Annotated in this window: 32 protein-coding genes, 1 pseudogene and 1 riboswitch; of the genes and pseudogenes, 18 read left to right on the top strand and 15 right to left on the bottom strand. The window is 70.5% G+C overall.

Translation table 11 applies throughout. The features are described 5' to 3' along the window. Positions 1–74 precede the first annotated feature (74 nt). The 3 genes and pseudogenes from OHB49_RS35350 to OHB49_RS35340 form a co-directional block, all read left to right on the top strand. A pseudogene (locus OHB49_RS35350) lies at positions 75–191 on the top strand (adenylyltransferase/cytidyltransferase family protein); the annotation flags it as partial. Positions 192–404: 213 nt separating this feature from the next. Continuing rightward, positions 405–1,115, top strand: a complete 711-nt coding sequence (locus OHB49_RS35345) for a lysophospholipid acyltransferase family protein (protein ID WP_329164955.1) — start codon at positions 405–407, stop codon at positions 1,113–1,115. Between the two features lie 65 nt (positions 1,116–1,180). Next, positions 1,181–2,239, top strand: coding sequence for an NAD-dependent epimerase/dehydratase family protein (locus OHB49_RS35340; protein WP_329164954.1), 1,059 nt, complete (start codon positions 1,181–1,183; stop codon positions 2,237–2,239). Between the two features lie 83 nt (positions 2,240–2,322). Here OHB49_RS35340 and OHB49_RS35335 read toward each other — a convergent pair whose 3' ends face one another. The 8 genes from OHB49_RS35335 to OHB49_RS35300 all read right to left on the bottom strand — a co-directional run bounded on the left by OHB49_RS35335 (position 2,323) and on the right by OHB49_RS35300 (position 9,321). Further along, complete coding sequence (locus OHB49_RS35335) at positions 2,323–3,900, bottom strand: alpha/beta hydrolase (RefSeq protein WP_329164953.1); 1,578 nt, start codon at positions 3,898–3,900, stop codon at positions 2,323–2,325. Between the two features lie 168 nt (positions 3,901–4,068). Continuing rightward, complete coding sequence (locus OHB49_RS35330) at positions 4,069–4,833, bottom strand: urease accessory protein UreD (RefSeq protein ID WP_329164951.1); 765 nt, start codon at positions 4,831–4,833, stop codon at positions 4,069–4,071. Further along, positions 4,830–5,507, bottom strand: a complete 678-nt coding sequence (gene ureG, locus OHB49_RS35325) for an urease accessory protein UreG (RefSeq protein ID WP_329164950.1) — start codon at positions 5,505–5,507, stop codon at positions 4,830–4,832. Before ureG ends, OHB49_RS35330 begins: the two co-directional genes overlap by 4 nt. Before the next feature lie 36 nt (positions 5,508–5,543). Continuing rightward, the gene (locus OHB49_RS35320) at positions 5,544–6,206 is read right to left on the bottom strand and encodes an urease accessory protein UreF (protein ID WP_030976450.1); all 663 of its coding nucleotides are present in this window, start codon (positions 6,204–6,206) and stop codon (positions 5,544–5,546) included. Positions 6,207–6,219: 13 nt separating this feature from the next. Beyond that, entirely contained in the window at positions 6,220–7,941 is a 1,722-nt protein-coding gene (locus OHB49_RS35315) for an urease subunit alpha (protein WP_329164949.1), read from the bottom strand. Further along, on the bottom strand, positions 7,934–8,245 hold the full coding sequence (locus OHB49_RS35310; protein WP_329166741.1) for an urease subunit beta: 312 nt from the start codon (positions 8,243–8,245) through the stop codon (positions 7,934–7,936). Before OHB49_RS35310 ends, OHB49_RS35315 begins: the two co-directional genes overlap by 8 nt. Positions 8,246–8,258: 13 nt before the next feature. Further along, the gene (locus OHB49_RS35305) at positions 8,259–8,561 is read right to left on the bottom strand and encodes an urease subunit gamma (RefSeq protein ID WP_199919267.1); all 303 of its coding nucleotides are present in this window, start codon (positions 8,559–8,561) and stop codon (positions 8,259–8,261) included. A gap of 139 nt (positions 8,562–8,700) precedes the next feature. After that, on the bottom strand, positions 8,701–9,321 hold the full coding sequence (locus OHB49_RS35300) for a TetR/AcrR family transcriptional regulator (RefSeq protein WP_329164948.1): 621 nt from the start codon (positions 9,319–9,321) through the stop codon (positions 8,701–8,703). A 105-nt stretch (positions 9,322–9,426) separates the two neighbouring features. Between OHB49_RS35300 and OHB49_RS35295 the strand changes: the two genes are divergently transcribed. Continuing rightward, positions 9,427–10,416, top strand: coding sequence for an ABC transporter permease (locus OHB49_RS35295; RefSeq protein WP_329164947.1), 990 nt, complete (start codon positions 9,427–9,429; stop codon positions 10,414–10,416). 174 nt (positions 10,417–10,590) lie between these two features. Here OHB49_RS35295 and OHB49_RS35290 read toward each other — a convergent pair whose 3' ends face one another. Next, complete coding sequence (locus tag OHB49_RS35290) at positions 10,591–10,884, bottom strand: type II toxin-antitoxin system Phd/YefM family antitoxin (RefSeq protein WP_030976439.1); 294 nt, start codon at positions 10,882–10,884, stop codon at positions 10,591–10,593. A gap of 95 nt (positions 10,885–10,979) precedes the next feature. Here OHB49_RS35290 and OHB49_RS35285 point away from each other — a divergent pair, with 95 nt between their 5' ends. From OHB49_RS35285 to OHB49_RS35275, 3 genes are all read left to right on the top strand, one after another. Further along, a complete protein-coding gene (locus tag OHB49_RS35285; protein ID WP_329164945.1) occupies positions 10,980–11,615 on the top strand; it encodes an ATP-dependent Clp protease proteolytic subunit in 636 nt (211 codons plus the stop codon). A gap of 7 nt (positions 11,616–11,622) precedes the next feature. After that, entirely contained in the window at positions 11,623–11,931 is a 309-nt protein-coding gene (locus OHB49_RS35280; protein WP_030976435.1) for a hypothetical protein, read from the top strand. A gap of 327 nt (positions 11,932–12,258) precedes the next feature. Next, positions 12,259–12,431: riboswitch (cyclic di-AMP (ydaO/yuaA leader) on the top strand. Between the two features lie 3 nt (positions 12,432–12,434). Beyond that, on the top strand, positions 12,435–12,908 hold the full coding sequence (locus OHB49_RS35275; protein ID WP_030976433.1) for a C40 family peptidase: 474 nt from the start codon (positions 12,435–12,437) through the stop codon (positions 12,906–12,908). A 44-nt stretch (positions 12,909–12,952) separates the two neighbouring features. On the opposite strand, the gene OHB49_RS35270 is transcribed toward OHB49_RS35275, so the two are convergent. Beyond that, positions 12,953–13,612: a LysE family translocator gene (locus tag OHB49_RS35270; RefSeq protein WP_329164944.1), complete on the bottom strand. Its 660-nt coding sequence runs from the start codon at positions 13,610–13,612 to the stop codon at positions 12,953–12,955. Between the two features lie 72 nt (positions 13,613–13,684). Between OHB49_RS35270 and OHB49_RS35265 the strand changes: the two genes are divergently transcribed. Further along, positions 13,685–14,599, top strand: coding sequence for a LysR family transcriptional regulator (locus OHB49_RS35265; protein WP_329164943.1), 915 nt, complete (start codon positions 13,685–13,687; stop codon positions 14,597–14,599). A 104-nt stretch (positions 14,600–14,703) separates the two neighbouring features. Here OHB49_RS35265 and OHB49_RS35260 read toward each other — a convergent pair whose 3' ends face one another. After that, positions 14,704–15,135, bottom strand: a complete 432-nt coding sequence (locus tag OHB49_RS35260) for an ATP-binding protein (RefSeq protein WP_329164942.1) — start codon at positions 15,133–15,135, stop codon at positions 14,704–14,706. A gap of 203 nt (positions 15,136–15,338) precedes the next feature. On the opposite strand from OHB49_RS35260, the gene OHB49_RS35255 reads away from it, so the two are divergent. Both OHB49_RS35255 and OHB49_RS35250 read left to right on the top strand, forming a co-directional pair. Then, entirely contained in the window at positions 15,339–16,196 is an 858-nt protein-coding gene (locus OHB49_RS35255; protein WP_329164941.1) for a helix-turn-helix domain-containing protein, read from the top strand. 64 nt (positions 16,197–16,260) lie between these two features. After that, positions 16,261–16,467, top strand: a complete 207-nt coding sequence (locus OHB49_RS35250) for a DUF397 domain-containing protein (RefSeq protein ID WP_030976423.1) — start codon at positions 16,261–16,263, stop codon at positions 16,465–16,467. 33 nt (positions 16,468–16,500) lie between these two features. Here OHB49_RS35250 and OHB49_RS35245 read toward each other — a convergent pair whose 3' ends face one another. Then, positions 16,501–17,643 (bottom strand): 8-amino-7-oxononanoate synthase, encoded by a 1,143-nt coding sequence (locus OHB49_RS35245; protein WP_329164940.1) that lies wholly within the window; start codon positions 17,641–17,643, stop codon positions 16,501–16,503. A 143-nt stretch (positions 17,644–17,786) separates the two neighbouring features. Between OHB49_RS35245 and bioB the strand changes: the two genes are divergently transcribed. The 4 genes from bioB to OHB49_RS35225 all read left to right on the top strand — a co-directional run bounded on the left by bioB (position 17,787) and on the right by OHB49_RS35225 (position 21,851). Next, positions 17,787–18,971 (top strand): biotin synthase BioB, encoded by a 1,185-nt coding sequence (gene bioB, locus OHB49_RS35240; RefSeq protein WP_329164939.1) that lies wholly within the window; start codon positions 17,787–17,789, stop codon positions 18,969–18,971. Next, on the top strand, positions 18,964–20,268 hold the full coding sequence (locus tag OHB49_RS35235; RefSeq protein WP_329164938.1) for an adenosylmethionine--8-amino-7-oxononanoate transaminase: 1,305 nt from the start codon (positions 18,964–18,966) through the stop codon (positions 20,266–20,268). Before bioB ends, OHB49_RS35235 begins: the two co-directional genes overlap by 8 nt. A gap of 1 nt (position 20,269) precedes the next feature. Then, positions 20,270–20,965: a dethiobiotin synthase gene (bioD, locus tag OHB49_RS35230; RefSeq protein ID WP_329164937.1), complete on the top strand. Its 696-nt coding sequence runs from the start codon at positions 20,270–20,272 to the stop codon at positions 20,963–20,965. A gap of 208 nt (positions 20,966–21,173) precedes the next feature. Next, positions 21,174–21,851, top strand: a complete 678-nt coding sequence (locus tag OHB49_RS35225) for a class I SAM-dependent methyltransferase (RefSeq protein ID WP_329164936.1) — start codon at positions 21,174–21,176, stop codon at positions 21,849–21,851. Positions 21,852–21,936: 85 nt separating this feature from the next. Here the strand turns inward: OHB49_RS35225 and OHB49_RS35220 are convergent, their stop codons facing one another. Then, positions 21,937–22,308 (bottom strand): hypothetical protein, encoded by a 372-nt coding sequence (locus tag OHB49_RS35220; protein ID WP_030921860.1) that lies wholly within the window; start codon positions 22,306–22,308, stop codon positions 21,937–21,939. After that, entirely contained in the window at positions 22,305–22,532 is a 228-nt protein-coding gene (locus OHB49_RS35215; RefSeq protein WP_030921856.1) for a hypothetical protein, read from the bottom strand. The genes OHB49_RS35220 and OHB49_RS35215 overlap by 4 nt, the downstream gene beginning before the upstream one ends. Positions 22,533–22,653: 121 nt before the next feature. Here OHB49_RS35215 and OHB49_RS35210 point away from each other — a divergent pair, with 121 nt between their 5' ends. The 3 genes from OHB49_RS35210 to OHB49_RS35200 all read left to right on the top strand — a co-directional run bounded on the left by OHB49_RS35210 (position 22,654) and on the right by OHB49_RS35200 (position 24,199). Continuing rightward, positions 22,654–23,535 (top strand): LLM class F420-dependent oxidoreductase, encoded by an 882-nt coding sequence (locus tag OHB49_RS35210; RefSeq protein ID WP_030976410.1) that lies wholly within the window; start codon positions 22,654–22,656, stop codon positions 23,533–23,535. 186 nt (positions 23,536–23,721) lie between these two features. Further along, a complete protein-coding gene (locus OHB49_RS35205) occupies positions 23,722–23,946 on the top strand; it encodes a hypothetical protein (protein WP_030976408.1) in 225 nt (74 codons plus the stop codon). A 43-nt stretch (positions 23,947–23,989) separates the two neighbouring features. Beyond that, positions 23,990–24,199, top strand: a complete 210-nt coding sequence (locus OHB49_RS35200) for a hypothetical protein (protein ID WP_030976406.1) — start codon at positions 23,990–23,992, stop codon at positions 24,197–24,199. A 72-nt stretch (positions 24,200–24,271) separates the two neighbouring features. Here OHB49_RS35200 and ligD read toward each other — a convergent pair whose 3' ends face one another. Then, positions 24,272–25,240, bottom strand: a complete 969-nt coding sequence (ligD, locus tag OHB49_RS35195) for a non-homologous end-joining DNA ligase (protein ID WP_329164934.1) — start codon at positions 25,238–25,240, stop codon at positions 24,272–24,274. A 108-nt stretch (positions 25,241–25,348) separates the two neighbouring features. Between ligD and OHB49_RS35190 the strand changes: the two genes are divergently transcribed. Beyond that, positions 25,349–25,768, top strand: coding sequence for a GNAT family N-acetyltransferase (locus OHB49_RS35190; protein ID WP_329164933.1), 420 nt, complete (start codon positions 25,349–25,351; stop codon positions 25,766–25,768). Positions 25,769–25,772: the final 4 nt, after the last annotated feature.

Raw genomic sequence — 25,772 nt, 5'->3', positions numbered from 1 at the left:
CGCTATCGTCAAAGTCCGCACATCCCCGCAAAGGAGTGCGCACAGGGAGACATCATCGATCGCGGGGGGTATCTGTGCCATCGAGCAAGGCGTATCGCGTGGGCTACGCGCCGGGCGGCTACGACCTTTGCCGCATCGGGCACTTGAACATCCTGCGCCACGCACGTGACCGGTGCGACTGCCTGGCGGCCTGATCTCCCTCGTCGGACCGCACCCGGCCCGCACCGACTCCCGCGCGACGCCGAGCTGACACCTTGTCAGTGAAGTCGGCAGAGGGTCGGCATCGACCGGCCGAAGACGGTTACATGTGACGCCGGCTGCACATAGGCTGTCCTCCTTGAGATCTTCGCTGACCTGGCAGAATGCAGCCCTGGAGCTGATCCGGCAGAGCTAGGAGCCGCCCCGTGTTCTATTACGTGCTCAAATACGTCATTCTGGGGCCGTTGCTGCGGTTGCTGTTCCGCCCCAGGATCGAGGGGCTGGAGCACATTCCCGAGGAGGGCGCGGCGATCGTCGCCGGCAACCATCTGTCGTTCTCCGACCATTTCCTGATGCCCGCGATCATCAAGCGGCGCATCACGTTCCTCGCCAAGGCGGAGTACTTCACCGGCCCGGGACTGAAGGGGCGACTGACCGCCGCGTTCTTCCACAGCGCCGGGCAGATCCCGGTGGACAGGTCCGGCAAGGAAGCGGGGCAGGCCGCGATCCGGGAAGGCCTCGGGGTGCTGAACAAGGGCGAGCTGCTCGGGATCTATCCGGAAGGGACCCGTTCGCACGACGGCCGGCTCTACAAGGGCAAGGTCGGCGTCGCGGTGATGGCGATCAAGGCGCAGGTGCCGGTGGTGCCGTGCGCGATGGTCGGTACGTTCGAGATCCAGCCTCCCGGCAAGGTCGTCCCGCGGATCAAGCGGGTCACCATCCGCTTCGGTGAGCCGTTGGAATTCTCCCGCTACGCCGGGATGGAGAATCAGAAGGCGGCGATCCGGGCGGTCACCGACGAGATCATGTACGCGATCCTCGGGCTCTCCGGTCAGGAGTACGTCGACGAGTACGCGGCCAAGGTGAAGGCCGGGCAGGCCGAACAGACGAAGAAGTTCCCGAGACTACGACGCTGACCGCGAATCCGCGATCGGCGAACTCGCATGGCCCGACCGGGCCGCCTCCGCCTAGCGTTCCTCCCATGGGCAAAGGACACGCATGGATTCTTGGAGCGACGGGACAGATCGGGCGGGCCGCGGTGCGGGCGCTCGTCGAGGACGGCTGGGAGGTGACGGCGGCCTCGCGCGGGGGTGGGCGGGACGAGCAATGGGCCGACGGTGTACGGACGACGGCTCTCGACCGGGACGAGGAGGGCGCGCTCGCCGCGGCGCTGGGCGACAGTTGTGACGTACTCGTCGACATGGTGGCGTACGGCGAGCAGCACGCCCGGCAGCTGTCCGGGCTCGCCGGCCGGACAGGTTCGGCGGTCGTCATCTCCAGCGGTGCGGTGTACGAGGACGATCGCGGCCGCAGCTTCGACACCCAGGGCGAGCCCGACGGCGCCCCGCGGTACCCGGTGCCGATCCCGGAGACGCAGGCCACGGTGGCACCAGGCGATGCCACCTACAGCACCCGGAAAGTGCGGCTGGAGCAGGATCTGCTGGCGGCGGGTGACGCCCTGCCGGTGACGCTGCTGCGGGCCAGTGCGATCCATGGCCCGCACTGCCGCTCGCCGCGCGAGCTGTATTTCGTGAAGCGGCTGCTGGACGGGCGCGGACGACGGGTGCTCGCGTACAACGGCACGAGCCGCTTCCATCCGGTCCACGTGTCCAACGTGGCCGAACTGATCCGGCTCGCCGCCGGGCAGCCCGGGTCGAGGGTGCTCAACGCGGCTGATCCTCAGGCGCCGACGGTCGCGGAGATCGCGTCGGCCGTCGACGGGGTGCTCGGCCGGGAGACGGAGACGGTGCTGGTGGACGGAGCGCCGCCGGTGGGCGACGTCGGCGATACGCCGTGGAGCAGTGCGCATCCCATCGTGTACGACATGACGGCCGCCGGGAAGGAACTCGGCTACCGGCCGGTGACGGGTTACGTGGAGTCGCTGCCGGAGACCGTCGAGTGGCTCGTCGGGCAGCTGGACGGCCGGGACTGGCGGGACGCCTTCTCGGCGATGCTGCGGGCGTACGGCGAGGGACTCTTCAACTACGAGGCGGAGGACGTCTGGCTGGAGCGGTACGACCGGGAACCGTCGGCGCGGTAGGGCCGGGGGCGGCATGCGGGACCGTACGGGGGGACGGGCGGCCGGTGATGATCCTCCGGCCGCCCATCCCCTCGCTCAGCCGGTTACGGCTTCGGGGTGGCGTGCGGGGCGCACGTCACGTCCTGCCGGTCGGTCTGCCCGGTGAGCAGGTAGTTGTCCACCCGGTCGTTGATGCAGGGGTTGACCAGGCCCGTGACGCCGTGCGAGCCGGCGTCCTTCTCGGTGATCAGACGCGAGCCCTTGAAGCGCTTGTGCAACTCGACGGCGCCCTCGTACGGAGTGGCGGCGTCACGCGTGGACTGCACGATCAGCACCGGCGGCAGGCCCTTGCCGGTCTTGACCTCCAGCGGGGTCTGCTGCTTGGCCGACCAGGTCGCACAGGGCAGGTTCATCCAGGCGTTGGCCCAGGTCATGAACGGGTAGTCCTTGTGCAGCCGGGTGTTGTCGCGGTCCCACTTCTGCCAGCTGGTGGGCCACTTGGCGTCCGCGCACTCGACAGCCGTGTACACGGCGTTGCCGTTCTCCGAGGAGGCGTTCCCCGCGAGATCCGACATGTCGGGGCCCGCGGCGTCGACCAGCGCCTGGGTGTCGCCCGCCCGGTAGTCACTCCAGGTCTGGGCGACGAGCACCCAGGTGGAGTCGTAGTACGGCGCGTTCTGGAAGAAGCCGATGAGTTCGGCGGGTCCGACGACGCCGCCGATCGGGCTCTTCTTGGCCGAAGCGCGCAGCTTCAGCCACTCCTGCTCGACCTGGGCAGGCGTGGTGCCGATGTGGAAGGCCGCGTCGTTCTTGGCCACCCACGCCGTCCAGTCCTCCCAGCGCTGCTGGAAGGCGATGTCCTGGTTGAGGTTGGCCTCGTACCAGATGTTGTCCTTCGCCGGGTTGACCACGCTGTCGACGATCATGCGCCGGACGTGGTCCGGGAACAGCGTGCCGTAGACCGCCCCCAGGTAGGTGCCGTAGGAGACGCCCAGGAAGTTGAGCTTCTTCTCACCGAGCGCGGCGCGGATGACATCCAGGTCGCGTGCGGTGTTCGGCGTCGTCATGTGGGGCAGCATGTCGCCGCTGCGCTCGGCGCAGCCGTCCGCGTACTCGGCGGCGAGCTTCCGCTGGGCGCGCTTGTCGGCCTCGCTGTCGGGTACCGGGTCGGCCTTCGGGGCCTTCACGAACTCCTGCGGGTCGACGCAGGAGATCGGCGCCGAGTGGCCGACACCGCGGGGGTCGAAGCCGACGAAGTCGTACGCCTTCGCGGCCTTCGTCCACAGCGGGTTCTTGTTGGTGATCCGAGTGGGGAACCGCAGCCCGGAGCCGCCGGGGCCGCCCGGGTTGTAGAGCAGCGCGCCCTGCCGCTCCGCCTTCGTACCGGTGCTGACGTGCCGGTCGACGGCGAGCTTGATCTGCTTGCCGTGGGGCTTGGCGTAGTCGAGCGGTACGGTCACCCAGCCGCACTGAATCGGAGTGGACAGGGCCCAGTCCGCCGGGCAGTCCTTCCAGTCGATTCCGGTGTGGGCCGCACGTGCGGCGGCGATCTGGACGCCGCGCGCCTCCGAACCACTGTGGTGGCGGCTGTCGGCTGTGGCCGTCGGTGCGGCTATCGCGCCCGCTATGAGCGTGCCCGCGATCAGAGTGCCGGCCGAGCCGAGCACTGCTGTGCGTCTCAAGTGGAACCTCCCCCATTGTCTGAAGCGCCGCGATAAGCAGCGCAGTTCACATCGAGACCTCCCGCGGATCCTGTCGCCTGTGAGGTTCCTGAGAACAGGGCGTACACGCACTTCTTTACCGAATCGATAACCGGACACCCGTGTCCCGCTGAGCGGTGCGCAACCGCGTCAGCCGGCCAGCACCTCGTCCAGCGCACCGTCGAGGACGCTGCGCAACAGTCGTGCGTCGGGGGCCACGGCGGTCACCAGTACCGCGGGGCCGACCAGCCGGGTGAGAACGGCGGTCGGTCCCAGCAGCCTCGTATCGGGGCACTTGTCGGCGAATGCCGGATCCACGACGAGGAGCTGGCCGACCGCTCGATGTCCGCCGAGCACGGCGCCGCCGTCCCAGCCGCCGGGCGCCCCCGGTCCGTACGCCACCTGCTGATCGAGAAGCGGGCGCCCGGCGCGGTGGACGGTGAGGCGGCTGATGAGAGTGCCGGTGGTCTCGCCGTGGCGTCCGAGGATCTGTTCCTCCCGAAGCACCAGCCTCGCGGTCTCGGCGAGTTCGGCCCTGGTGGTCATGCGCAGATCGCTTCCGCACGCCGAGATGAGCTGCTCCGGAAGCCAGTTGAGCTCCGCCCCCTCCCCCACCTTCAACTCGATGTCGTATGTGGCGGGTCGGACATCCGGTCCGGGACCGGGCAGCGCCACGGTCGCCGCCGCTGAGTCCACGGTGAGCCGGGCGCCGTCCTCGACCCGCGCCTCGATGGCGAGCCGGTCGCCGCCCAGCGGTGCGCTCATCGCGCCGACGACGGTGACCCGGGCGCACGGGGCGACGGTGGCCCTGGTCCGGCGCAGGGCGAGCGGCCCGTCGCTCTCGAGGACGGGGAGAGCCGTGGCGCCACGGCCGTCGGGGACGGCGGTGATCCGGGCGGTCGCGTGGACGCTCATGCGGTCCAGGCGGCGAGCTGCGCCCGTACCCAGTCCGCGACGGGCCTGACGCCCTCGCCGGAGGTGAGGGAGGTGAGGACGACGGGGAGCGCGCCGCGCTGCTCCGCGGCGTCCCGGGCCATCCGGTCCAGATCGGAGCCGACGTACGGGGCGAGGTCGGTCTTGTTGATCACGAGGAGGTCGGAGGTGGTGACACCGGGGCCGCCCTTGCGCGGGATGTCGTCACCGCCCGCCACATCGATGACGAAGATCTGGGCATCGACCAGGCCTTTGGAGAAGGTGGCGGTGAGGTTGTCGCCGCCGGACTCGACGAGGATCAGATCGAGCGGGCCGACGGTGTCCTCCAGGTCCTCGACGGCTTCGAGGTTGGCGGAGATGTCGTCGCGGATGGCGGTGTGCGGGCAGGCCCCGGTCTCGACGGCCTGGATGCGCTCGGGCGGCAGCACGGCGTTGCGCAGCAGGAACGCGGCGTCCTCGCGGGTGTAGATGTCATTGGTGACGACGGCGATGGACAGCTGGTCGCGCAGCGTGCGGCAGAGCGCTGCGACGGTCGCCGTCTTGCCGGAGCCGACCGGGCCGCCGAGTCCGATGCGCAGGGCGCGACGGGTGCCGTCGGCGCGTGCGGCGTCGGCACTGATGGCGGCCGGGCCGTCGTGGGAGTGGTCGAGGTGCATGGGGTGCGACTCCTGAGGGGTGTGGTGCGGGTGGACCTATGAGGCGAACAGGCGGACCGGCCAGGCGGCGTGCGCTTCGGCGGTGACGTCGAGCAGAGGCGCGGAGGCGGCGGGCAGCGCGTCGATGCCGTGGTGAACGGCGGCGGCGGCCTGTTCGGCGACCCGGTCGAGTTCGGGCGCGAGGCGGGCGAGGACGGCGGTGGCCTCGAAGGGGTTCAGGGACAGCAGGCGGACCGCCGCGGTGGCCGGTCCGCTGACCGTCTCGTACGCCACGCAGTGCGCGGCGTCCTCGGGTCCGAGACCCGCCGCGCGTGCGGTGAGGCCGAGCACGACGGGTTGGTGGGCGCCGCGCGGACGGGCCGCCGCGAGTGCGGCCAGTTCGGGACTGGGCCAGGTGGCACGGGCGGCCCGCATCAGCTGACGGCCGAGCTTGCGCGCGACCGCCCGCAGTGCGGGTGACGGGGTGCGGGCGTCGGCGGCCTCGTCGAGTGCGAGCGGGTCGAGGCCGTGGGCGGCCGCCGCGGCGAGCGCGGCGGAGGTGAGGCCGGTGGTGTGCAGGCGGCCCCGGCAGAAGGCTGCGAGGTCCTCGGCGTTACGGATGCGTCCTGCCTCGACGGCCGGTTCGGCGCCACCGGAGTGGGCATGACCCCCGGCGGGGAACCGGCCGTCGGCGAGGACGAGCAGTGCTGCGCGGCTCATCACATGGCCTGTCTCAGAAGAGGAAGTAACGCTGGGCCATGGGGAGTTCGGCGGCCGGCGCGGGTTCGACCGGTTCGCCGTCGATGGTCACGGCGAAGCTGTCCGGGTCGACCTGGACCCGCGGCAGCGCGTCGTTCTCCCGCATGTCCGCCTTGGTGACCCCCCGGGTGCTGGTGATCGGCACGAAGCGTTTGCCGAGTCCGAGGCGTTCCGGCAGCCGGTCCTCGATGGCCGCGCTCGCCACGAAGTTGAGCGAGTTGGCGGCGGGTGCCCGGCCGAGTGCGCCGAACATCGGCCGGGGCATCACCGGCTGCGGGGTGGGGATGGACGCGTTGGCGTCGCCCATCTGCGCGTATGCGATCTGTCCGCCCTTGATGACGGTCTGCGGCTTGACGCCGAAGAAGGCCGGGTCCCACAGCACCAGGTCCGCGAGTTTGCCTGTCTCGACGGAACCGATCTCCTGGTCGAGCCCCTGGGCGACGGCCGGATTGATGGTGTATTTGGCGACATAGCGACGCACCCGGTGGTTGTCGGCCCGCCCGTCGCCGGGCAGGGGGCCGCGGCGCTTCTTCATCACATGGGCGGTCTGCCAGGTGCGCAGGACGACCTCGCCGACGCGGCCCATCGCCTGGGAGTCGGAGGAGATGATCGAGATCGCTCCGAGGTCGTGGAGGACGTCCTCGGCGGCGATGGTGGACGGCCGGATCCGCGACTCGGCGAACGCCAGGTCCTCCGGGACGGCCGGGTTGAGGTGGTGGCAGACCATCAGCATGTCGAGGTGCTCCTCGATGGTGTTGACGGTGTGCGGCCGGGTGGGGTTGGTGGAGCTGGGCAGGATGTACGGCTCCGAGACCACGGTGATGATGTCCGGCGCGTGCCCGCCGCCGGCACCTTCGGTGTGGTACGCGTGGATGGAGCGGCCGGCGATCGCGGCGAGGGTGTCGCCCACGAAGCCGGCCTCGTTGAGGGTGTCCGTGTGGATGGCGAGCTGAGCGCCGCTCTCGTCGCACACGTTCAGACAGGCGTCGATGACGGCGGGCGTGGCACCCCAGTCCTCATGGATCTTGAATCCGAGGGCCCCACCGCGCAGTTGGGCCCACAGAGCGTCGCCGGACATCGTGTTGCCCTTGCCGAGCAGTCCGATGTTGACGGGGTAGGACTCCAGTGACTCGAACATCCGGGCGAGATGCCAGGCGCCCGGCGTGACCGTGGTGGCCTTCGTACCCTCGGCCGGGCCGGTGCCGCCGCCGACGAGCGTGGTGACACCGGCGGAGAGCGCCTGGTCGACGATGGTCGGCGAGATGAAGTGGACGTGTGCGTCGACAGCGCCCGCCGTCACGAACTTGCCGTTGCCCGCGATGATTTCGGTCTCCGGGCCGATGACGAGGTCGGGGTGGACGCCGTCCATCGTGTCCGGGTTGCCGGCCTTGCCGATGCCGGTGATCCGGCCGTCGCGGATGCCGATGTCCGCCTTGACGATGCCCCAGTGGTCGATGATGACGGCGCCTGTGATGACGGTGTCGGGAGCCCCTTCGGCCCGGGTGGTGCGCGCCTGCCCCATCGATTCGCGGATCACCTTTCCACCGCCGAACACCGCCTCGTCGCCGGCGAGTCCGGGGCCACCGGAGCGGTCCTCCTCGATCTCGACGAGCAGATCGGTGTCGGCGAGCCGGACGCGGTCGCCGGTGGTCGGCCCGAACAGATCGGCGTACACGACGCGGTTGAGCTCAGCCATCGAGGGCACCTCCGGTTTCGCCGCGCAGGCCCGGGACGATGCGCCGTCCGGCGAGGGGCACGAGTTCGATGTCGACGGGGATGCCGGGCTCGAAGCGGACCGCGGTCCCGGCGGCGATGTTCAGCCGCAGGCCGTGGGCGGCCCGACGGTCGAATTCGAGGCCGGGGTTGGCCTCGGCGAAGTGGTAGTGCGAGCCGACCTGGACGGGCCGGTCGGCGGCGTTGAGGACGGTGAGGCGGGTGACCGGGCGGCCCGGGTTGAGCGGCACGGTCCCGTCCGCGTGGAGGGTCTCTCCGGGAATCATCGGCGGCGCCCCGTCAGACGATCGGATCATGGACGGTGACCAGCTTGGTGCCGTCCGGGAAGGTGGCCTCGACCTGGACGTCGTGGATCATCTCGGGGATCCCGTCCATGACGTCGTCGCGGGTGAGTACCTTCCGCCCGGACGCCATCAGTTCGGAGACCGTACGGCCGTCGCGGGCGCCCTCCAGCAGATGCGCGGTGATCAGCGCCACCGCTTCGGGGTGGTTGAGCCGCAGTCCACGCGCCCGACGCCTCTCCGCCACGTCGGCGGCCACATGGATGAGCAGCCGTTCTTGCTCGTGCGGGGTCAGTTGCAACGCTTCCACCTCACAGTCTTCCGCCCAGTACCGGTACTGGGCGCAGCGAGACATTAACTGCGCTCAACAGACTGTTGAACTCAGAACCGGTGTCTCACGCCGAGGTATTGCACGTTAGGACGGAAGTTTTTCCGGCGCGTTAACTGATCTTTTGCAGGTCCATGGACATCAGGCCGCGCAGGCCGTTCTCCAGCACCTCGGGCGCGGTGTCCCCGAACATGGCCAACTGCACGATGAATCCCTGGGCGGTGGCGATCAGGGTGCGGGCCACATGATCGGACGGCACGTCGGCGGTCAGAATGCCGGCCTCGCGGTAGACCTCGACCAGCTCGGCCCAGGCCAGTCGCAGCCCTCCGTACGCCTCGCCGAGGGTGGCGGCGAGCCGCTCGCTGCGCAGGGTCTCGGACCACACCTGCACGATCAGCCCGGCGTAGGCCCGTCGGTCCATTCCGTGGGTCTCGCCGCTGAACAGCGTCCGCGTCACGCGGCCGATCAGGACATCGGGGGCGGGTGGCGGACCGACCCGGGCCGCCTCCTCGAACGCCTGCCGGACACCGCCGACCGCCTCTCCGGCGATGGCCGCGATCAGGTCGTCCTTGCCGCTGAAGTAGCGGTAGACCGCACCCGCCGAGAGCCCGACCTCGTGCAGCACGTCCTGCATGGAGGTGCCGTGGAAGCCGTTCCGCGCGAAGCAGCGTGCGGCACCGTCGAGGATCTGCCGACGGCGGGCGTCGAGGTGTGCCTGGGATACGCGAGCCATGGCCCCAATCTAAAACGAACGTTCTTTCTTGACAAGACGCCGCACCGGAGGACAGTGTGGCCGCCCATAAAACGAACGATCCTTCTCTTTGAATCGAGGCCCTCCATGTCCACCACTCCGAACCGCCGCATGGTGGCGGTCGTCCTCCTGATCCCCGTGGTGGTGACCATCGCGCTCTGGGCCTTCGCCTGGCCCGCCGCCCGGATCGCACCACGGAACCTCCCTCTGGGCATCGCGGGCTCCGCACCGGCCGCCGACCGGCTCCAGCAGCAGCTCGAGCAGCACCGGGACGCCTTCGAGATCCACCGCTTCGATGACGGGGCCGAAGCCCGCGCCGCCATCGAGGACCGGGTCGTATACGGCGCGGTCGTGATCACACCGAAGGGGCCGCAGCTGCTGACCGCCTCGGCGGCGAGCCCGATGGTGGCCCAGCTGCTCCGCGAGGCCGTCACCGCCCGGGCCTTGGCCGGCAGCCAGGTGCGGGTCACCGATGTCGTGGCGGCTCCTGCCGGGGATCCGCGCGGCAGCGCGCTCGGCGCGAGCATCCTGCCGCTGGCGATCGCGGGTGTCGCCGCCGGATCCGCCGTCACGATGCTGAGGCTGCGCGGCGGCCGGGCCGCCGGGGCACTGATCGGCGTCGCCGCGCTCGTCGGGATCGCCGCCGCAGCCCTCACGGGCAGCTGGCTCGGGGCGATCACGGGCGACTGGTGGACCGAGGCCGGGGCGCTCGGGCTCACCGTGCTGGCCATCGGCGCGACCGTGGCCGGGCTTGCCGCACTGATCGGCCTGTCCGGGGTCGGGCTCGGCGCCCTGCTGATGGTGCTGCTGGGCAACCCGTTCTCCGGCATCACCAGCGCACCCGAGCTGCTGCCTCAGCCGCTCGGCGCCGTCGGGCAGTTGCTGCCACCGGGGGCGGGCGGGTCGCTGTTGCGGTCGGTCGCCTTCTTCGACGGCAGTGCGGCAGGCGGCGCGGCGCTGACACTCGGCCTGTGGGCGGCGGCCGGACTGACCGCGGTCCTCGTCGGGGGCCGACGCCGGACACCCACGACAGCGGCCCCCGCATCCGGCGCCCCGGAGCCGGCCCTGGCGGGCTGAGCGCCCCTCCCGAGCAGCCGTGCACCCCCGCCTGTAGCGGACGGGGGTGCGCGGCGCTCTTGCTTTACGGGTCACGGAGTCGCTGCGTCACCGGGGCGCGGCCGGGCCGGGCCGCGCGGTGACACCGCCGGGGCCGGGGGTACCCGACGGGCGTCCGGCGACCTCACCGCGGGGTCACAGGCCGTCAGTTGCCCGGGTCGGTCCGCCCCGGTGTTCCGCCGCGATGCCGAAGCGCCGCCGTTCGCCCGGAGCGGACGCGGCGGAGCCGATCGAGGAGACCGAGCTGATCACCTGTTCCTCGGCAGCCGCTTCTTCGTTCTCGAGTCGCTCCAGGTCAGCGGCCGAAACGAGCGCCACCAGCGGCTTGCCGTGCCGGGTCACCACGACTCGCTCGCCGCCGTAGACGACGCGGTTGATCAGTTCGGCGAGCTCAGCTCGGGCTTGCGTCACCGGAATCTCGTAGGCCATAGTCCCCATCATAACCTTCTGTACGTCCTGTACATTTTTTACAGACGCTGATGCAGGCCGCACGCAGACGCAGACACCGGAGGAGAGGCTTCATCATGTTCCGCCCTGCCGCCCGTTACGTACTGCCCGAGTTCACCGAGCGCACGACCGACGGGACCCGCACCCTCGACCCGTACTCGAAGCTGCTCGCCGAACGGATCGTCTTCCTCGGCACCCCGGTCGACGACACCGCCGCCACCGACCTGATCGCGCAGTTCATGTACCTGGAACACGCGGCACCCGACCGCCCCATCTCCCTCTACATCAACTCCCCCGGCGGCTCGTTCGACGCCATGGCAGCGATCTACGACACGATGGAGTACCTCACCTGCGAGATGGAGACCTTCTGCCTCGGACAGGCCGGTTCCAGCGCGGCCCTGCTGCTCGCCGCGGGTGCCCCCGGCCGGCGGCACGCCCTCCCCGGGGCCAGGGTCGTCGTGCAGCAGCCCGCGCTTCCCGAGCCGCTGCAGGGCCAGCCGTCCGATCTCGAGATCGAGGCACGGGAACTGATCCGCGTCCGTGAGCAGCTCACCCTCCTGCTGGCCCGTCACACCGGCCGAGCTGCCGAGCGGATCGCCGCGGACATCGAGCGCGATCTCATCCTCGACGCCCCGGGCGCCAAGGCGTACGGCCTGGTGGACCACGTACTGGAGAACCGCAAGACCTCGCTCCCGCCGAACGGTGCGAGGTGAACACCCGATGCAGCCACCGGAGTTCCCGCCGTTGCCCGCACTGACGCGCGCCGAGGGCGAGTTCATCGACTGTTACCTGGAAGTGCTCGACCAGTTGGGGCGGATCAACCCCGCCCACGGCAGCGACACCTACGGCGCGCTGCGCGCGGCGCAGGCACTCGCCTCTCGGGCCGTCGGCCTGCGGAACGCACTCGCGTTGATGCACGAGCGCGGTGAAGGGCAGATCCACGCCGCCACCTTGGCGCGGGCGCTCCGCGTGTTGGACGGGGAGCGGCGGGCCCGGCGGGTCACCGTGCCCCCTGCCCAGACGAGTTGATCAACTCCCTTCCGCGACACGCCCGGCGGCCTGATCAAAATTCCTCGCTCGTTCGGCGTAGGAGATCCCCCGCGCGAGGGATTATTCAACTTGCGCCTCCGGCGTGACCGGTGAACGGACTCTGCTCTTCCGCCGCTGGTACGGGACCGGTCGGGGCGATCCGCCGGGTTCACAGAACTACCGTACCCACCCGTACGGATCAATCACGACTAATCTTCCATATCGCTACCAATCCTAGGAAATCCGGCACTCGGTGAGTCAAGATCCGTGGGACGACAAGCCCCCGCCACCGCGGCGGGGCGGTCCGGGTGGACGCCGAGTCCTGCCGCCGCCCGGATGCCTGGTCGACAGAAGTGGATCGGCAGGAGTGGAGGACCCGAGCACAACGGGTCGACCGGACATCCGGTCGACCCTCGGGGTGAAGCCGCCGAATGCGGCCGGGCAACTTCGCCAGCCCGAACCCGACAGGTCATCCTTCACAGGCGGCTGACGAAGGGTTGCGCATGAGTGCGCAGGTTCATGTCCCGTCTCTGCTCACCCGGGCCGGCACCGCCACGGTTCTGACGCTCGCCGCCGTCGGCGGCTCCGTGATCGCCCCCGGCAGTGTGGCCGAAGCCCAGGCCGTGGCTCGTTCGGCGAAGGCGCTCAACATCGCCGCGTCGAAGAAGGGATCGCCGTACCGGTACGGGGCCACGGGTCCCCACCGCTTCGACTGTTCGGGTCTGACGATGTACGCGTTCAAAAGGGTGGGCAAGAAGCTCCCCCGCACCGCCCAGCAGCAGTACAACAAGACCCGGCACATCTCGGCCTCACAGCGGCGCCGCGGCGATCTGGTCTTCTTCCACTGGGGGCCCAGCGTCTTCCACGTGGGGATCTACGCCGGTAGGGGCAGGATCTGGCACTCGCCGAAGACCGGCGCCGTGGTGCGGCTGGAGAAGATCTGGACGAGGAGTGTCTGGTACGGACGGGTCCGCTGACCTCCGCCTCTTCCGCCTTTTGGGCTGCCGGTCACCTCCGCCGGTCAGTGCAGCAGGGGCCCGGTGACCAACGCCAGCCCCAGCGCGGTGAGCGCCGCGCCGCTGCCGCCCTCGATGGCGCGGGCGGCACGCGGCCGGCGCAGCCACCGGCCCAGGCGGTCCACCAGGAGTGCCACGGCCGGGAACCAGATCAGCGCGAGCAGCACGACGACGGTGGCCAGCAGCAGGGTCCGGGGCACGGGCGGCTGCCCGTCCGGAACGAACTGCGGCAGCAGGCTGAGAAAGAGCACGGGCGCCTTCGGATTGAGGGCGTTGGTCAGAAAGCCCTGGCGCAGCGCGCGTCGGGCTCCGGTCACGGAAGGCCGACCGGCCCGCCCCGCGTCCGAGCCCGAGTCCGCGTCCGAGCCCCCGTCCGTGGTCCGGCGCCGTGCCGCGTGCAGGGCGCTGATCCCGAGATAGAGGACGTACGCCCCGCCGAGAATCTGCACGGTACGGAACAGCGCGGGCACGGTGACCAGAACCGCCGCGAGCCCGGCGACGGCCAGCGCGGTGTGGACGAGCAGTCCGCCGGCAACGCCGAGCGCCGTCGCCACCCCGGCCACGCGTGAGGCGAGAGCGTTCCGTACGACCACGGTGAAGTCGGCGCCCGGCAGTGCCACCATCCCGGCGGCGACCCCTATGAAGGCGATCAGTTGTGCATCCATGGGTCCACCATGGACCGCGGTAGCCTTCACCATGTACTTGCAATCTTCTGGGTGGGCCAAAAGGAACGCTTAATGTTCGACCCGACACGCCTTTCGGCACTGGTGGCGGTCGCCGAGGCCGGTTCGATCACGCGCGCCGCCGCCCGGCTCGGCTACACCGCTCCCGCGCTCTCCCAGCAGCTCGCCAAGCTGGAGCGGGAGGCGGGCGCCACGCTGCTGGTCCGCCACCACCGCGGCGCGCGTCTTACGGCCGCGGGCGAGCTGCTGGTCGTACGCGCCCGACGAGTCCTCGACGAGATGGACCAGGCCCGGCACGAACTGACCCGGCTCGCCGGGCTCTCCGGCGGACGCCTCCGGGTCGGCACGTTCACCACCGCGGGCGTCCATCTGCTGCCGCCCGTACTGAGCGCCTTCCGCCGCGCCCACCCCGACGTGGAACTGACCGTCGCGGACTACGAGCCACCTGACGGAATCGCGGCGGTGGCCGCGGGCGAGGTCGATCTCGCGCTGACCCACGCGTACGAGCCGGCGTCCGCGGTGCCGCTGCCGTCCGGCCTCTGCGTCGAACCGCTGCTGGTCGAGGAGCTGCTGCTGATCACGGCGGTCGGACAGATGCTGTCCGGGGGAACGGGGCGACTGCCGGTGACGGAACTGGCCGGCCGGCCGCTGATCAGCAGCGCTCCGGCCCATCCGCCCCGCCGGGGGGTGGAGAACGCCCTGGCCGAGGCGGGGGCGACACCTGCCGTGGTGTGCGAGTCACCGGGCTATGCGCTGGTGTGCGCCCTGGTCAGTGCGGGGATCGGGATGGCGGTGGTGCCTGAGATGGTCGCCGCCATGGCGCCGACGCCCCTGTCCGTGCGACGGCTGGAACCCGCGGCTTTCCGGCGGACCATCTCGGTGGTGCACCACGGCGACCGGGCGAGTGGGGCGGCCGCGACGCTCTGCGCACTGCTGCGCGGCGGCTTCGGCAGGGCTGCTGGGCAGTGACCGTGCGTCGCGACGACCGGCGACGCCACCGACTGCCGGCTGCCGGCTGCCGGCTGATGGAAACGTGACGGCCGGACCTGAGTCCGGGTCCGCGAGGACGGCGGTCAGGTCTGGACGGGGAGCGTCCAGGGGAGCTCGATCCAGACGGTCTTGCCTCCCTCGGCGGTCGGCGTGACCGTGAGGCGTCCGCCGCATTCCTTGGCCAGACAGCGAATGATCACCATGCCGCGCCCGTTGTCCTGCCGCACGGCGGCGGGCAGTCGCTGGGGCCAGCGGGGATGACTGTCCGTCACCCCGAGATGCAGTTGCTCCTCCCGCTCCAGCCGCAGGTCCACGGTGAAGGTGGGCGACTGACCGAAGGTGTGCTGGACGGCGTTGGTGGTGAGCTCGGAGACGATGAGCCGGATGGCGTCGGCAGTCTCCGTGTCATCGGGGAGACCCCAGTCGGCGAGCACTTCCGCCACGTACCTGCGGGCCGAGGAGACCGAGAGCGGCTCGCTCGGCAGAGTGACGCTTGCTTCTTGATGGTCTGCCATGGCGAGCCGTCCTTTTCCCGCCCGGACCGACTCGCGATCGACCCGGGATGCGCTTCGCGCCAGACTGCCACTGATGCGGCCCTCCATGACGGCGATCCACCAAGATATGCATATATCTGTCGCTCGAAGCGGTGAACTCGGGCCCCGAACACCGCACATGGGCGGCAAGATGGCCCCTCGGCACGAGAGGGAGGGAGGCCGGTATGCAGCACGGTCCCGCGGTGCGCCGCCGCAAGCTCGGGGAGGAGCTGCGGAGTCTGCGCCACACGTCCGGACTGACGAGTCGCGACGCGGCACAGCTGCTCGGTTGGCATCAGTCGAAGGTGAGTCGGATCGAGACCGGTACCAGCGGTGTGAGACCGGCCGATGTGAGTCGGCTGCTGGATGCCTACGGTCTGGACGACCCACAGTTACGGACGCTCCTTGAGACGCTCGCGGGCTCGGCGGGCGGTGGTGGAACCGGCTGGTGGCACGCCTACCGCGGTCTCATCCCACCCCAGTACCGGGACTTCATCAGTCTGGAGTCCCAGGCCCGAACCGCCCGCACGCTGGAGACCTCGGTGGTGCCGGGGCTCCTGCAGACCGCCGACTACGCGCGTGCGGTGACCCGTGCTTCGCTGGACGGACTGCCCGCCGGCCAGTTGGACTCGCTGGTGGAGGTGCGGCTCGCCCGGCAGGGGGTGCTCCGGACCGATCCGCCGCTACGGCTGACCGCGGTGCTCGACGAGGCGGTGCTGCGGCGGGAGGTCGGCGGGCGCCTGGTGATGCGCAATCAGTTGCGCCATCTGATTCGGGTCGCCCAACTTCCACACGTCGAACTGCAGTTGATGCCGTTCTCGGTAGGTGGGTACATGGGCCTCACCGGACCTTTCGTTATCTTCTCATTTCCGAACACCTCTGATCTGGATGTGGTCGTTCTCGACCACTTGACGAGTAGCCTCTACCTGGAACGGAAAGAAGACCTTGAGGCGTACAGCTCGGCCTTCTGCACGATGCAGGCACACGCGCTGTCGCCGGAGCACTCGTTGGACCTGATCGCCGCGATCGACCGCGACGGTTAGTGCCGCGACCGGCAGGGATTGCCGGGAGGGGCACCAGGAACCTCAGACTGCCCGAGGGGGCCCGATGTCCGATCGCCTCGCAGAGCACGAGTTACGGTGGCGGCGCAGCAGCCGCAGCACGGGGATGAACAACTGTGTGGAAGCAGCGCCGTTCGGCCAGGAGCGGCTTGCCGTGCGGGACTCCAAGGACGTGTCCAGGCCGCCGCTGCGGTTCTCGGTGGCGGCCTGGAAGTCGTTCGTCTCCGGCCTGACCGACGGTCCGGCCGGCTGACGGACCGGCCGGCCGGCCGTTTCGCGGCTCCGGTCAGGCCGCCGGAGCCGTCCGCAGGACGGTCTCCACCGCGTTCGCGATCTGCGCTTCCGTCAGATCGGCGCGGGCGGTGAGCCGCAGCCGCGAGATGCCGTCCGGGACCGACGGCGGGCGGAAACAGCCCACCGCGATCCCGGCCGTACGACAGTCGGCCGCCCAGCGCACCGCCGCGTCCGCCGAAGGCGCCCGGACCGAGACGACGGCGGCGTCGGGGCGCACCGTGGTCAGCCCCGCGGCGGTCAGTCGTTCGTACAGGGCGGTGGCTACCGTACGGGCCCTGCCTGCCCGCTCCGGCTCGCGGCGCAGCAGACGCAGGCTCGCGAGGGCGGCGCCCGCAGCGGCCGGTGCGAGCCCGGTGTCGAAGATGAACGTACGGGCCGTGTTGACCAGATGGTCGATCACCCGGGCCGGTCCGAGGACCGCGCCGCCCTGGCTGCCCAGGGACTTGGAGAGGGTGGCCGTGGCGACGATCCCCTCGCCACCCGCGAGACCGGCGGCGGCGAGCGCGCCGCGCCCGCCTTCCCCGAGCACGCCCAGCCCGTGCGCGTCGTCGACGAGCAGCGCGGCCCCCCGCGCGCGGCAGACGTCGGCCAGCTCGGGCAGCGGTGCGGCGTCACCGTCGACGGAGAAGACGGAGTCGGTGACGGCCAGGGCGCGGCCGTCGTGCGCGTGCAGCGCCTTCGCGACGGCCTCGGGGTCGGCATGCGGTACGACGGCGGTCTCGGCCCGGGAGAGCCGGCATCCGTCGACGATGGAGGCGTGGTTACCCGCGTCGGAGACGATCAGGGAGCCACGGCCGGTGAGAGCGGTGAGCGCGGCGAGATTGGCCGCGTAGCCGGAGGAGAGGACCAGGGCCGCCTCGAAGCCGCAGAACGCGGCCAGTTCGCGTTCGAGTCCGGCGTGCAGTGCGGTGGAGCCGGTGACCAGCCGGGAGCCGGTGGCGCCCGCACCCCACCGGTGCGCGGCCTCGGCGGCGGCCTCGGTCACCTCGGGGTGCCGGGTGAGACCCAGGTAGTCGTTGCTCGCGAGGTCCAGCAGTTCCGGTTCGGCGGGCCGGGGGCGGAGCGTGCGGACGAGTCCGGCGTCCGCACGGCGGCGGGCCTCGTCGTCGATCCAGTCGAACGGGGCGAAGGGCATGGCACGGTCCCTTTTGTAGGCAGCTCACAGACCCTAACCGGGGGCGCAGCCGGGCATGGTGTGGCAATACACACACCCTCTGCTGGCTCTGTTGTCCGGTTCCTCCTTGGCTGAGGGCGGTGGAGTAGGTAAGGATCATCGCCATGGACCTCCTGAACACGCTGGTGGACAAGGGGCTGCGGCGCGAGCTGCCGACCCGAGAAGAAGCGCTCGCCGTGCTGGCGACCTCCGACGACGATCTGCTCGAAGTGGTGGCCGCGGCCGGAAAGGTACGCCGCCAGTGGTTCGGCCGGCGGGTGAAGCTGAACTATCTGGTCAACCTCAAGTCCGGGCTCTGCCCCGAGGACTGCTCGTACTGCTCGCAGCGGCTCGGCTCGAAGGCCGAGATCCTCAAGTACACCTGGCTGAAGCCGGCCGAGGCGTCGAAGGCCGCCGCCGCCGGGGTGGCGGGCGGCGCGAAGCGTGTGTGTCTGGTGGCGAGCGGCCGCGGTCCGACCGACCGGGACGTCGACCGGGTGTCGCAGACGATTGAGGCGATCAAGGAGCAGAACGAGGGCGTCGAGGTGTGCGCCTGCCTGGGTCTGCTCTCCGAGGGGCAGGCCGGCCGGCTGCGGTCGGCGGGCGCCGACGCGTACAACCACAACCTCAATACGTCGGAGGGGACGTACGGGGACATCACCACCACCCACACCTATGCGGACCGGGTGGAGACCGTGCAGCAGGCGCAGGCGGCGGGGCTCTCCGCGTGCTCCGGGCTGATCGCCGGGATGGGCGAGAGCGACGCCGATCTGGTCGATGTCGTCTTCGCGCTGCGCGAGCTGGACCCGGACTCGGTTCCGGTGAACTTCCTGATCCCGTTCGAGGGCACGCCGCTCGCCAAGGAGTGGAACCTCACCCCACAGCGCTGCCTGCGCATTCTGGCGATGGTCCGGTTCGTCTGCCCGGATGTCGAGGTCCGGCTCGCGGGCGGCCGCGAGGTACACCTGCGCTCGATGCAGCCGCTCGCCCTGCACCTGGTCAACTCGATCTTCCTGGGCGACTATCTGACCAGCGAGGGCCAGGCGGGACAGGCGGATCTGGACATGATCGCCGACGCCGGTTTCGAGGTGGAGGGTGCGGGTACGACGACGCTGCCCCGGCACCGTACGGAGGCGGGGGCCGAACCGGAGACCGGCGGCGGTTGCGTCGGACACTCCGCGGGCTGTGCGCCCTGTGGTGACGTGGCCGACGAGCCCGCGGTCGTCGACGCCGAGGCTCCGGCCGCGCGCACGGATCTGGTGGCGGTCCGCCGACGCGGCGCGGGGACGGATCTCGCCCCCAATGCCTGACCCCCTCTCGCCCGCGGAGCTGCGGACCCTGGACCGGGCCCACGTCTGGCACCCGTACGGCCCGATGCCGGGCCGGCAGGAGCCGCTGATCGTGGAGTCCGCGTCCGGGGTACGGCTCCGGCTCGCCGAACCGGCCCATGGGCAGCACGAGTTGATCGACGGCATGTCGTCGTGGTGGTCGGCGGTGCACGGCTACAACCATCCGGTGCTCAACGAGGCGGCGCGCGGCCAGCTGGACCGGATGAGCCATGTGATGTTCGGCGGCCTCACCCATGAGCCCGCCGTGCGGCTGGCAGCCCGGCTGGTCGAGATCACGCCGGAGCCGCTGCGCCATGTCTTCCTCGCCGACTCCGGTTCGGTGTCGGTCGAGGTCGCGGTGAAGATGTGCCTGCAGTACTGGCATTCCACCGGCCGCCCGGCCAAAAGGCGTCTGCTGACCTGGCGCGGCGGCTACCACGGGGACACCTGGCAGCCGATGTCGGTGTGCGACCCCGAGGGCGGCATGCACGGGCTGTGGTCGGGCGCGCTGCCCCAGCAGGTCTTCGCCGACGAGCCGCCCGGCGGTTTCGACGCGCAGCCGGACGAGGCGTACGTACAGCATCTGCGGGACCTGATCGCGCGCCATGCCGATGAGCTGGCCGCGGTGATCGTGGAGCCGGTGGTGCAGGGTGCGGGCGGGATGCGGTTCCACTCCCCCGCGTATCTGCGGGCGCTGCGCGAGGCGTGCGACGCGCATGACGTGTTGCTGGTGTTCGACGAGATCGCCAGCGGTTTCGGGCGTACGGGGAAGCTGTTCGCCGCCGGACACGCCGGGATCTCTCCCGACGTCATGTGCGTCGGCAAGGCGCTGACCGGCGGCTATCTCACCCTGGCGGCGACGCTGTGCACCTCACGGGTGGCGGACGGCATCTCGCGCGGCGAGGTGCCGGTGCTGGCGCACGGGCCGACGTTCATGGGTAACCCACTGGCCGCCGCGGTGGCCCTGGCCTCGATCGATCTGCTGCTCGGCCAGGACTGGCAGCAGGAGGTCAAGCGCCTGGAGACAGGGCTGCGGGACGGTCTTGCCGGTGCGCCTTCGATCGCGGGTGTACGGGACGTACGCGTCCTCGGTGCCATCGGCGTCGTACAGCTCGATCACGACGTGAACATGGCTGCGGCCACCGAGGCCGCGGTACGCGAGGGCGTGTGGCTGCGTCCGTTCCGGGACCTGATCTACACGATGCCGCCGTATGTGACCGGCGACGACGATCTGGCGCGCATCTGCCGTGCGGTGTGCGCCGCAGCGCGGGAGGGCTGAGATGGCGGTACTGGTAGTGAGCGGCACGGGTACGGAGATCGGCAAGACGGTCGTCACGGCGGCGGTGGCCGCGGTGGCGGTCGCCGCCGGGCGTTCGGTGGCCGTGCTCAAGCCGGCTCAGACGGGTGTCGCGCCGGGAGAACCGGGCGATGTCTTCGAGGTGCGCCGGCTGGCGGGCGAGGCGGTCACCGGCCTCGAACTGGCGCGGTTCCCCGAGCCATTGGCACCGGACACGGCCGCCCGGCGCGCGGGTATGGCGCCCGTGCACCCGGAACAGATCGCGGAAGCGGCCGAGAAACTCGCGGCCGAGCACGATCTGGTGCTGGTCGAGGGTGCGGGCGGGCTGCTCGTACGGTTCGACGAGGAAGGCGCCACTCTCGCGGACGCGGCCCGGCTGCTGGCCGCCCCGGTTCTGGTCGTGACGTCTGCCGGGCTCGGCACACTCAACACGACCGCGCTCACCTCGGAGGCCCTGCGGGCACGGGGGCTCGGGTGCCTCGGGGTGGTGGTGGGCAGCATGCCCGCCGAGCCGGACCTGGCCGCCCGCTGCAATCTCGACGATCTTCCGGTGGTGGCGGGTGCGCCGCTGCTGGGCGTGGTGCCCGCCGGGGCGGGGGCGCTGGCGCCCGTGGACTTCCGCGCCCGGGCCGCGAGTTGGCTGACGGCGGAGCTGGGCGGAAGCCGGACCATCACCTGAGCCGCGCAGCGGAGCCGGCCGGAAATCCGGCCGCCGGCTGAGCGGCTGAGCGGCGCGGGACGGGGGAGAATCCAAGTAGCCGTGCTGTGCCGGTCGGACTTCTCCGGTTGGTTTCGGGCGGGTCCGGTTCCCCCCGCGCCGAGCGGTCCGGCGGAGCCGACCCGGTGGAGCCGACCCGGTGGAGCCGGTCCTGTCGAGGAGGTCTGTCATGCGCCTGCGGAGCACGAAGATCCCGAAGGACGCGGTGCACCATCCGGTCTTCGCCCGGGTCTATGCCCGGATGAGCGTGGCCGCCGAGACCAGATCCGGCATGGCGGCGATCCGCGCGGATCTGCTCACGGGTCTGTCGGGACGCATCATCGAGATCGGCGCGGGGAACGGCCTGAACTTCGCTCACTACCCGCCTGCCGTGTCCGAAGTGGTGGCAATCGAACCCGAGTGGTACCTGCGGCAGTTGGCGCTACGGTCCGCGCTGCGTGCCGGTATGCCGGTGGATGTCGTGCCGGCTGCCGCGGAGGCGCTGCCGGTGAAGAGCGAGGCGTTCGACGGGGCCGTCGCCTCACTCGTGCTGTGCACCGTACGGAACGTGGAACGGTCGCTCGCGGAGATCCTCCGGGTGCTGCGCCCCGGCGGGGAGCTGCGCTTCTTCGAGCATGTACGGGCCGACGACCGCGCCATGGCGACGACCCAGCGGGCACTGGACCGGACGGTGTGGCCGCTGGTGTGCGGCGGGTGTCACACGTCGCGGGACACGCTCGCCGCGATCGAGAGGGCCGGGTTCGTGGTCGAGGAGTACCGCAGGGTCAAGATGCCGAAGAGGGGGATCCGGCTCCCCACCTCCGCGTGCGTGCTGGGCGTGGCCCGCCGGACGACGGTGGTGGACTGACGCTTCGGTCCTCCTGCTCCAGCTCGTCCGCGAACGCCCGCAGTGCGTCGGCCGGCTCCTTCTTCGAAACCTCGCGCAAAAGGAGTCACAGGCTCCATTGGCGGAGCTCGTCGGCGATGGCCCGGACGTCGGCCTTGCCCTCCTTGACCAGCCGGGCCAGGTCGCGTACCTGTTCGGGCGAAGTGATGACCTTCAGCCCGGAGGCGACGAGATAGCCGTAGGCGACGGCGGAGGCGAACATCGCGTTGGAGTGTTCCAGCGCGGGGACATGGAGCAGCAACTGCAGGAGTGCGGCGGCCCTGATGTGCGGGTCGCTGTATACGGGGCTGCCGAAGATCTCCGCCTCATGACGCGCGACCGCGGCGACGAGCGCACCCCAGTCGACGACCTGTGGATCGCCGGGCGTCTTGTGCTCGGCGACCATGAGCAGCCAGGAAAGGTCGATCCGGAGGTTCAACGGGTGCCTTTGCGCTCCGGGCCGAACTCCTCGGCAAAGACCGACTCGTACTGCTTCATGAAGTCGGCAGCGGCTTCGACAAAAGTATGTCCGACTTCGCCCGCATCCTGTTTGACGAGCTCCTCTATGTAGCGGTTCACGCTCATCCCCCTCTGCAGCGCGCGCTGCCGCGCGGCCTCGGCGGTGGCCTCGTCCACTCGTACGTTCAGCTGAGTCTTGGGCACACCAACAAGCTAGCGCGGGATTGCTAGCACAGGCAAGGGGAGCGGTTCGACATACGGACAACGCTCTCCCTTGGCAGAGTGTGTGGCCTGCCCATCGATCAACCCGGCGCGAGGAGAGCCCATGACAAGGCCGTTTCGATTCGGAGTGAACATGCTGACGCCGGCCGGCGGGACGGACTGGCGCACCCGCTGCCGCCGCGCGGAGCAGCTCGGGTACGACGTCATCCTGGTCCCCGACCACCTGGGCCTGCCGGCTCCCTTCCCGGCACTGGTCGCCGCCGCGGAGGCCACGGAACGGCCCCGTGTCGGCACCTTCGTGCTCAATGCCGCGTTCTGGAACCCGACGCTGCTGGCCAGAGAGGCGGCCGGTACGGATGCGCTGACCGAGGGGCGCCTGGAGCTGGGGATCGGCGCCGGTTACGTACGCGAGGAGCACGACCGGGCGGGCATCGAGTTCCTCTCCCCCGGCGGACGGGTGGACCATCTGCGACGTACGGTCGAGGAGCTGGACCGGCTGCTGCGCGACGACAAACACGTCCCGAAGTCCCCGCAGCACCCCAGGCCACCACTGCTGATCGGTGGGAACGGGGACCGGGTCCTGCGTCTGGCAGCCCGCTTCGCGGAGATCGTGGCGTTCACCGGGGCGGCGAGCGACCGGACCGGCAAGCTCGTGCCCCTCACCGCCGAGCAGCTCGACGAGCGCGTCGCCGCCTACCGGCGGTTCGCCGCCGCGCGGGAGAGCCCGGCCGAGCTGAATCTGCTCATCCAGTTCGTCCGGACGACCAACGACCGTCGCGCGGCCGTGCGCGAGGCGCTGCCGCTGACATCGCACCTCGACGAGGACCAGGCCCTTGCACTCCCGCTGCTCGCCATGGGCACGGTTCGGGCGATCGCCGATCAGCTGAGGGAGCGCCGGGAGCGGTACGGCTTCTCGTACCTGACGGTGCTGGAGCCGAACATGGAGGCGTTCGGCCCGATCGTCCAGGAGCTCGCCGGCAGCTGACCGCATGGTGGCGCGCGTTCACCGGCCGGGCGGGACCGACCTGGCAGGAGGCACCTGGCGGGACCGAGTGCAACTCCGGTCACCGAACGTACTTCGATCCGCACGCTCCGATCCTCATGCCGGACCGGGCCCCCGCATCTGCACCTGCCGGATGCGCCCGCCCTCGCGCGGGGTCACCCTGGAGTCATGGCTGCACCACCGATCACCATCCACGCACCCACTCCGTCCGGCGCCCGGCCCGTTACCGTGCACGTCAACAATCGCGACGAGAGACTCGGGCTCGCACACAGCGACAACGACCTCATCGTGTTCCTCGCCGATGCCGGGTTGGCCGACCCGAAACGGATCCTCGACAACCGCGCCGTGGTCCAGTGGCAGGGCGCCGAAGCGCATCAGTACAAGGCCGCCTGAATCACGGCGCGCGCGAGCGGCTGGGCGGGGGCACCCTGAGGGGATGAGCCCCCCGATAGTCGTGCACGGCTGTGCACCGACCGGTGGCCGGGCGGTCACCATCAACGGTGCCATCGCCGGCCTCGCCCACGACGACCGCGACCTGATCGAATTTCTCCGACGTGCGGGCATCTACGACGCCGAGCATTGCCTCGACGACCCGCACTGGATCGAATGGCGCGGCGGGCGGGCCCACCGGTACGAAGCGGCATGAAGAAACGCATCTGCCTCCGGAGCGGAAGGGGCAGCGGTGCCACATCGCCCCGCCGTCGGCCGTCTCCGGTACTCAGTCAAGGCGGGTCAGGTCCGGCCGTAGCCGTTGCCAGACCGGATGACGCAGACGGCCGGCGGCGGTCCACTCCGAGGCGGTGACCTCCGCGACCAGCCGCGGCTCGACCCAGTGCGCGTCAGCCACCCGTACCGGGTCGGTGAACGGTGACGTCGGGCGCGCGAGGACCGCCAGGTACGCGGCGAGTTCGCCCAGCTCACGCTCGGACATCCCGGACCCCACCGATCCCGCGTACCGCAGGCCGTCCGGCGTGTCCACGCCGACCAGAACCGCGCCCGGCACATCCCCGGCCGCGCCCCGCCTCTGCGTCCAGCCGCCGATGACCACGTCCAGGGTCTCGACCCTCTTGGTCTTGCGCCAGTTGGGCGAGCGGGCCCCTGGCGTGTACGGGGAGGAAAGCCTCTTGGCGACCACGCCTTCCAGCCCCTCGCGCACCACCGCTTCCCACGTCCGGGCACCGTGTCCGTGCACGTATCCGGGCGCCGACCAGTGCGGACCGGCCAGCCCCAGTCCCGACAGGACCTGGCGGCGTTCGCGGTAGGAGGAGGTGAGCAGCGAGCGGCCGTCAAGGAACATCACGTCGAAGACCACGAGCTGGACGGGGGTCTGCTGTGCCAGGCGAGTGGCGTGGCGTGCGTTCGCCACACCCATCCGGCGCTGGAGCAACCCGAAGTCGGGCCGTCCCTCGGCGTCCAGGACCACGACCTCACCGTCGAGGACGACACCCCGCCCACGCAGGATCCCGCCGAGCGCATGCAGTTCGGGATAGGTCACGGTGACGTCGTTGCCCGCCCGGGAAGTCAACTGCACGGTTCCGTCGCCCGCGCTGGTCAGGACGCAGCGGGCACCATCCCATTTGGCCTCGAACGCCCACTCCTCGTCGTGCACCGGCAGCGGCCCCGGCACGGCGAGCATCGGTGCGATCGACGGCGGCGCGAAAGGGGCGCGCTCGGGATTCGGGGCCATACCTTCGATGATCGAACGACGCACATGACTCCGCAGGCCGGTCCAGGCGGTGGCTCTCGGTTCGGAAAACGTTCGCCGAACGGGTCGGCGTTCTGATTGGCTCACCCAATGAGTGATCTCTACATCCGTTGCGCGGACCTCTCGGACATCGACGCCGTGCTGCAGTTCTGGAGCGAAGCCGCAGAAGGAACCAGCATCAGCGACGACCGCGACGGGGTGGCCCGACTCATCTCAAGAGACCCCGAAGCCCTGCTTCTCGCCGAGCGTGAGGGTCTCCTCGCGGGAACCGTCATAGCCGGTTTCGATGGTTGGCGATGCTCCGCCTACCGGCTGGCCGTGCGCCCCGACTGCCGCCGGCAAGGCATCGCCACCGCCTTGCTGGAGGCAGCGGAACAACGATTCACCGACCTGGGCGGGCGACGGGTCGACGCCATGGTCCTGGAAGCCAACGAACGGGCGCAGCACACATGGGCCGCCGCTGGATACCACCGCGAGGACCACTGGCGTCGCTGGGTGAAACCGCTGTAGGCAC

This window comes from Streptomyces sp. NBC_01717 (assembly GCF_036248255.1).
In the GTDB taxonomy this organism is placed as follows: Bacteria; Actinomycetota; Actinomycetes; order Streptomycetales; family Streptomycetaceae; genus Streptomyces.
This window is presented reverse-complemented; position numbering and strand designations above follow the sequence as displayed.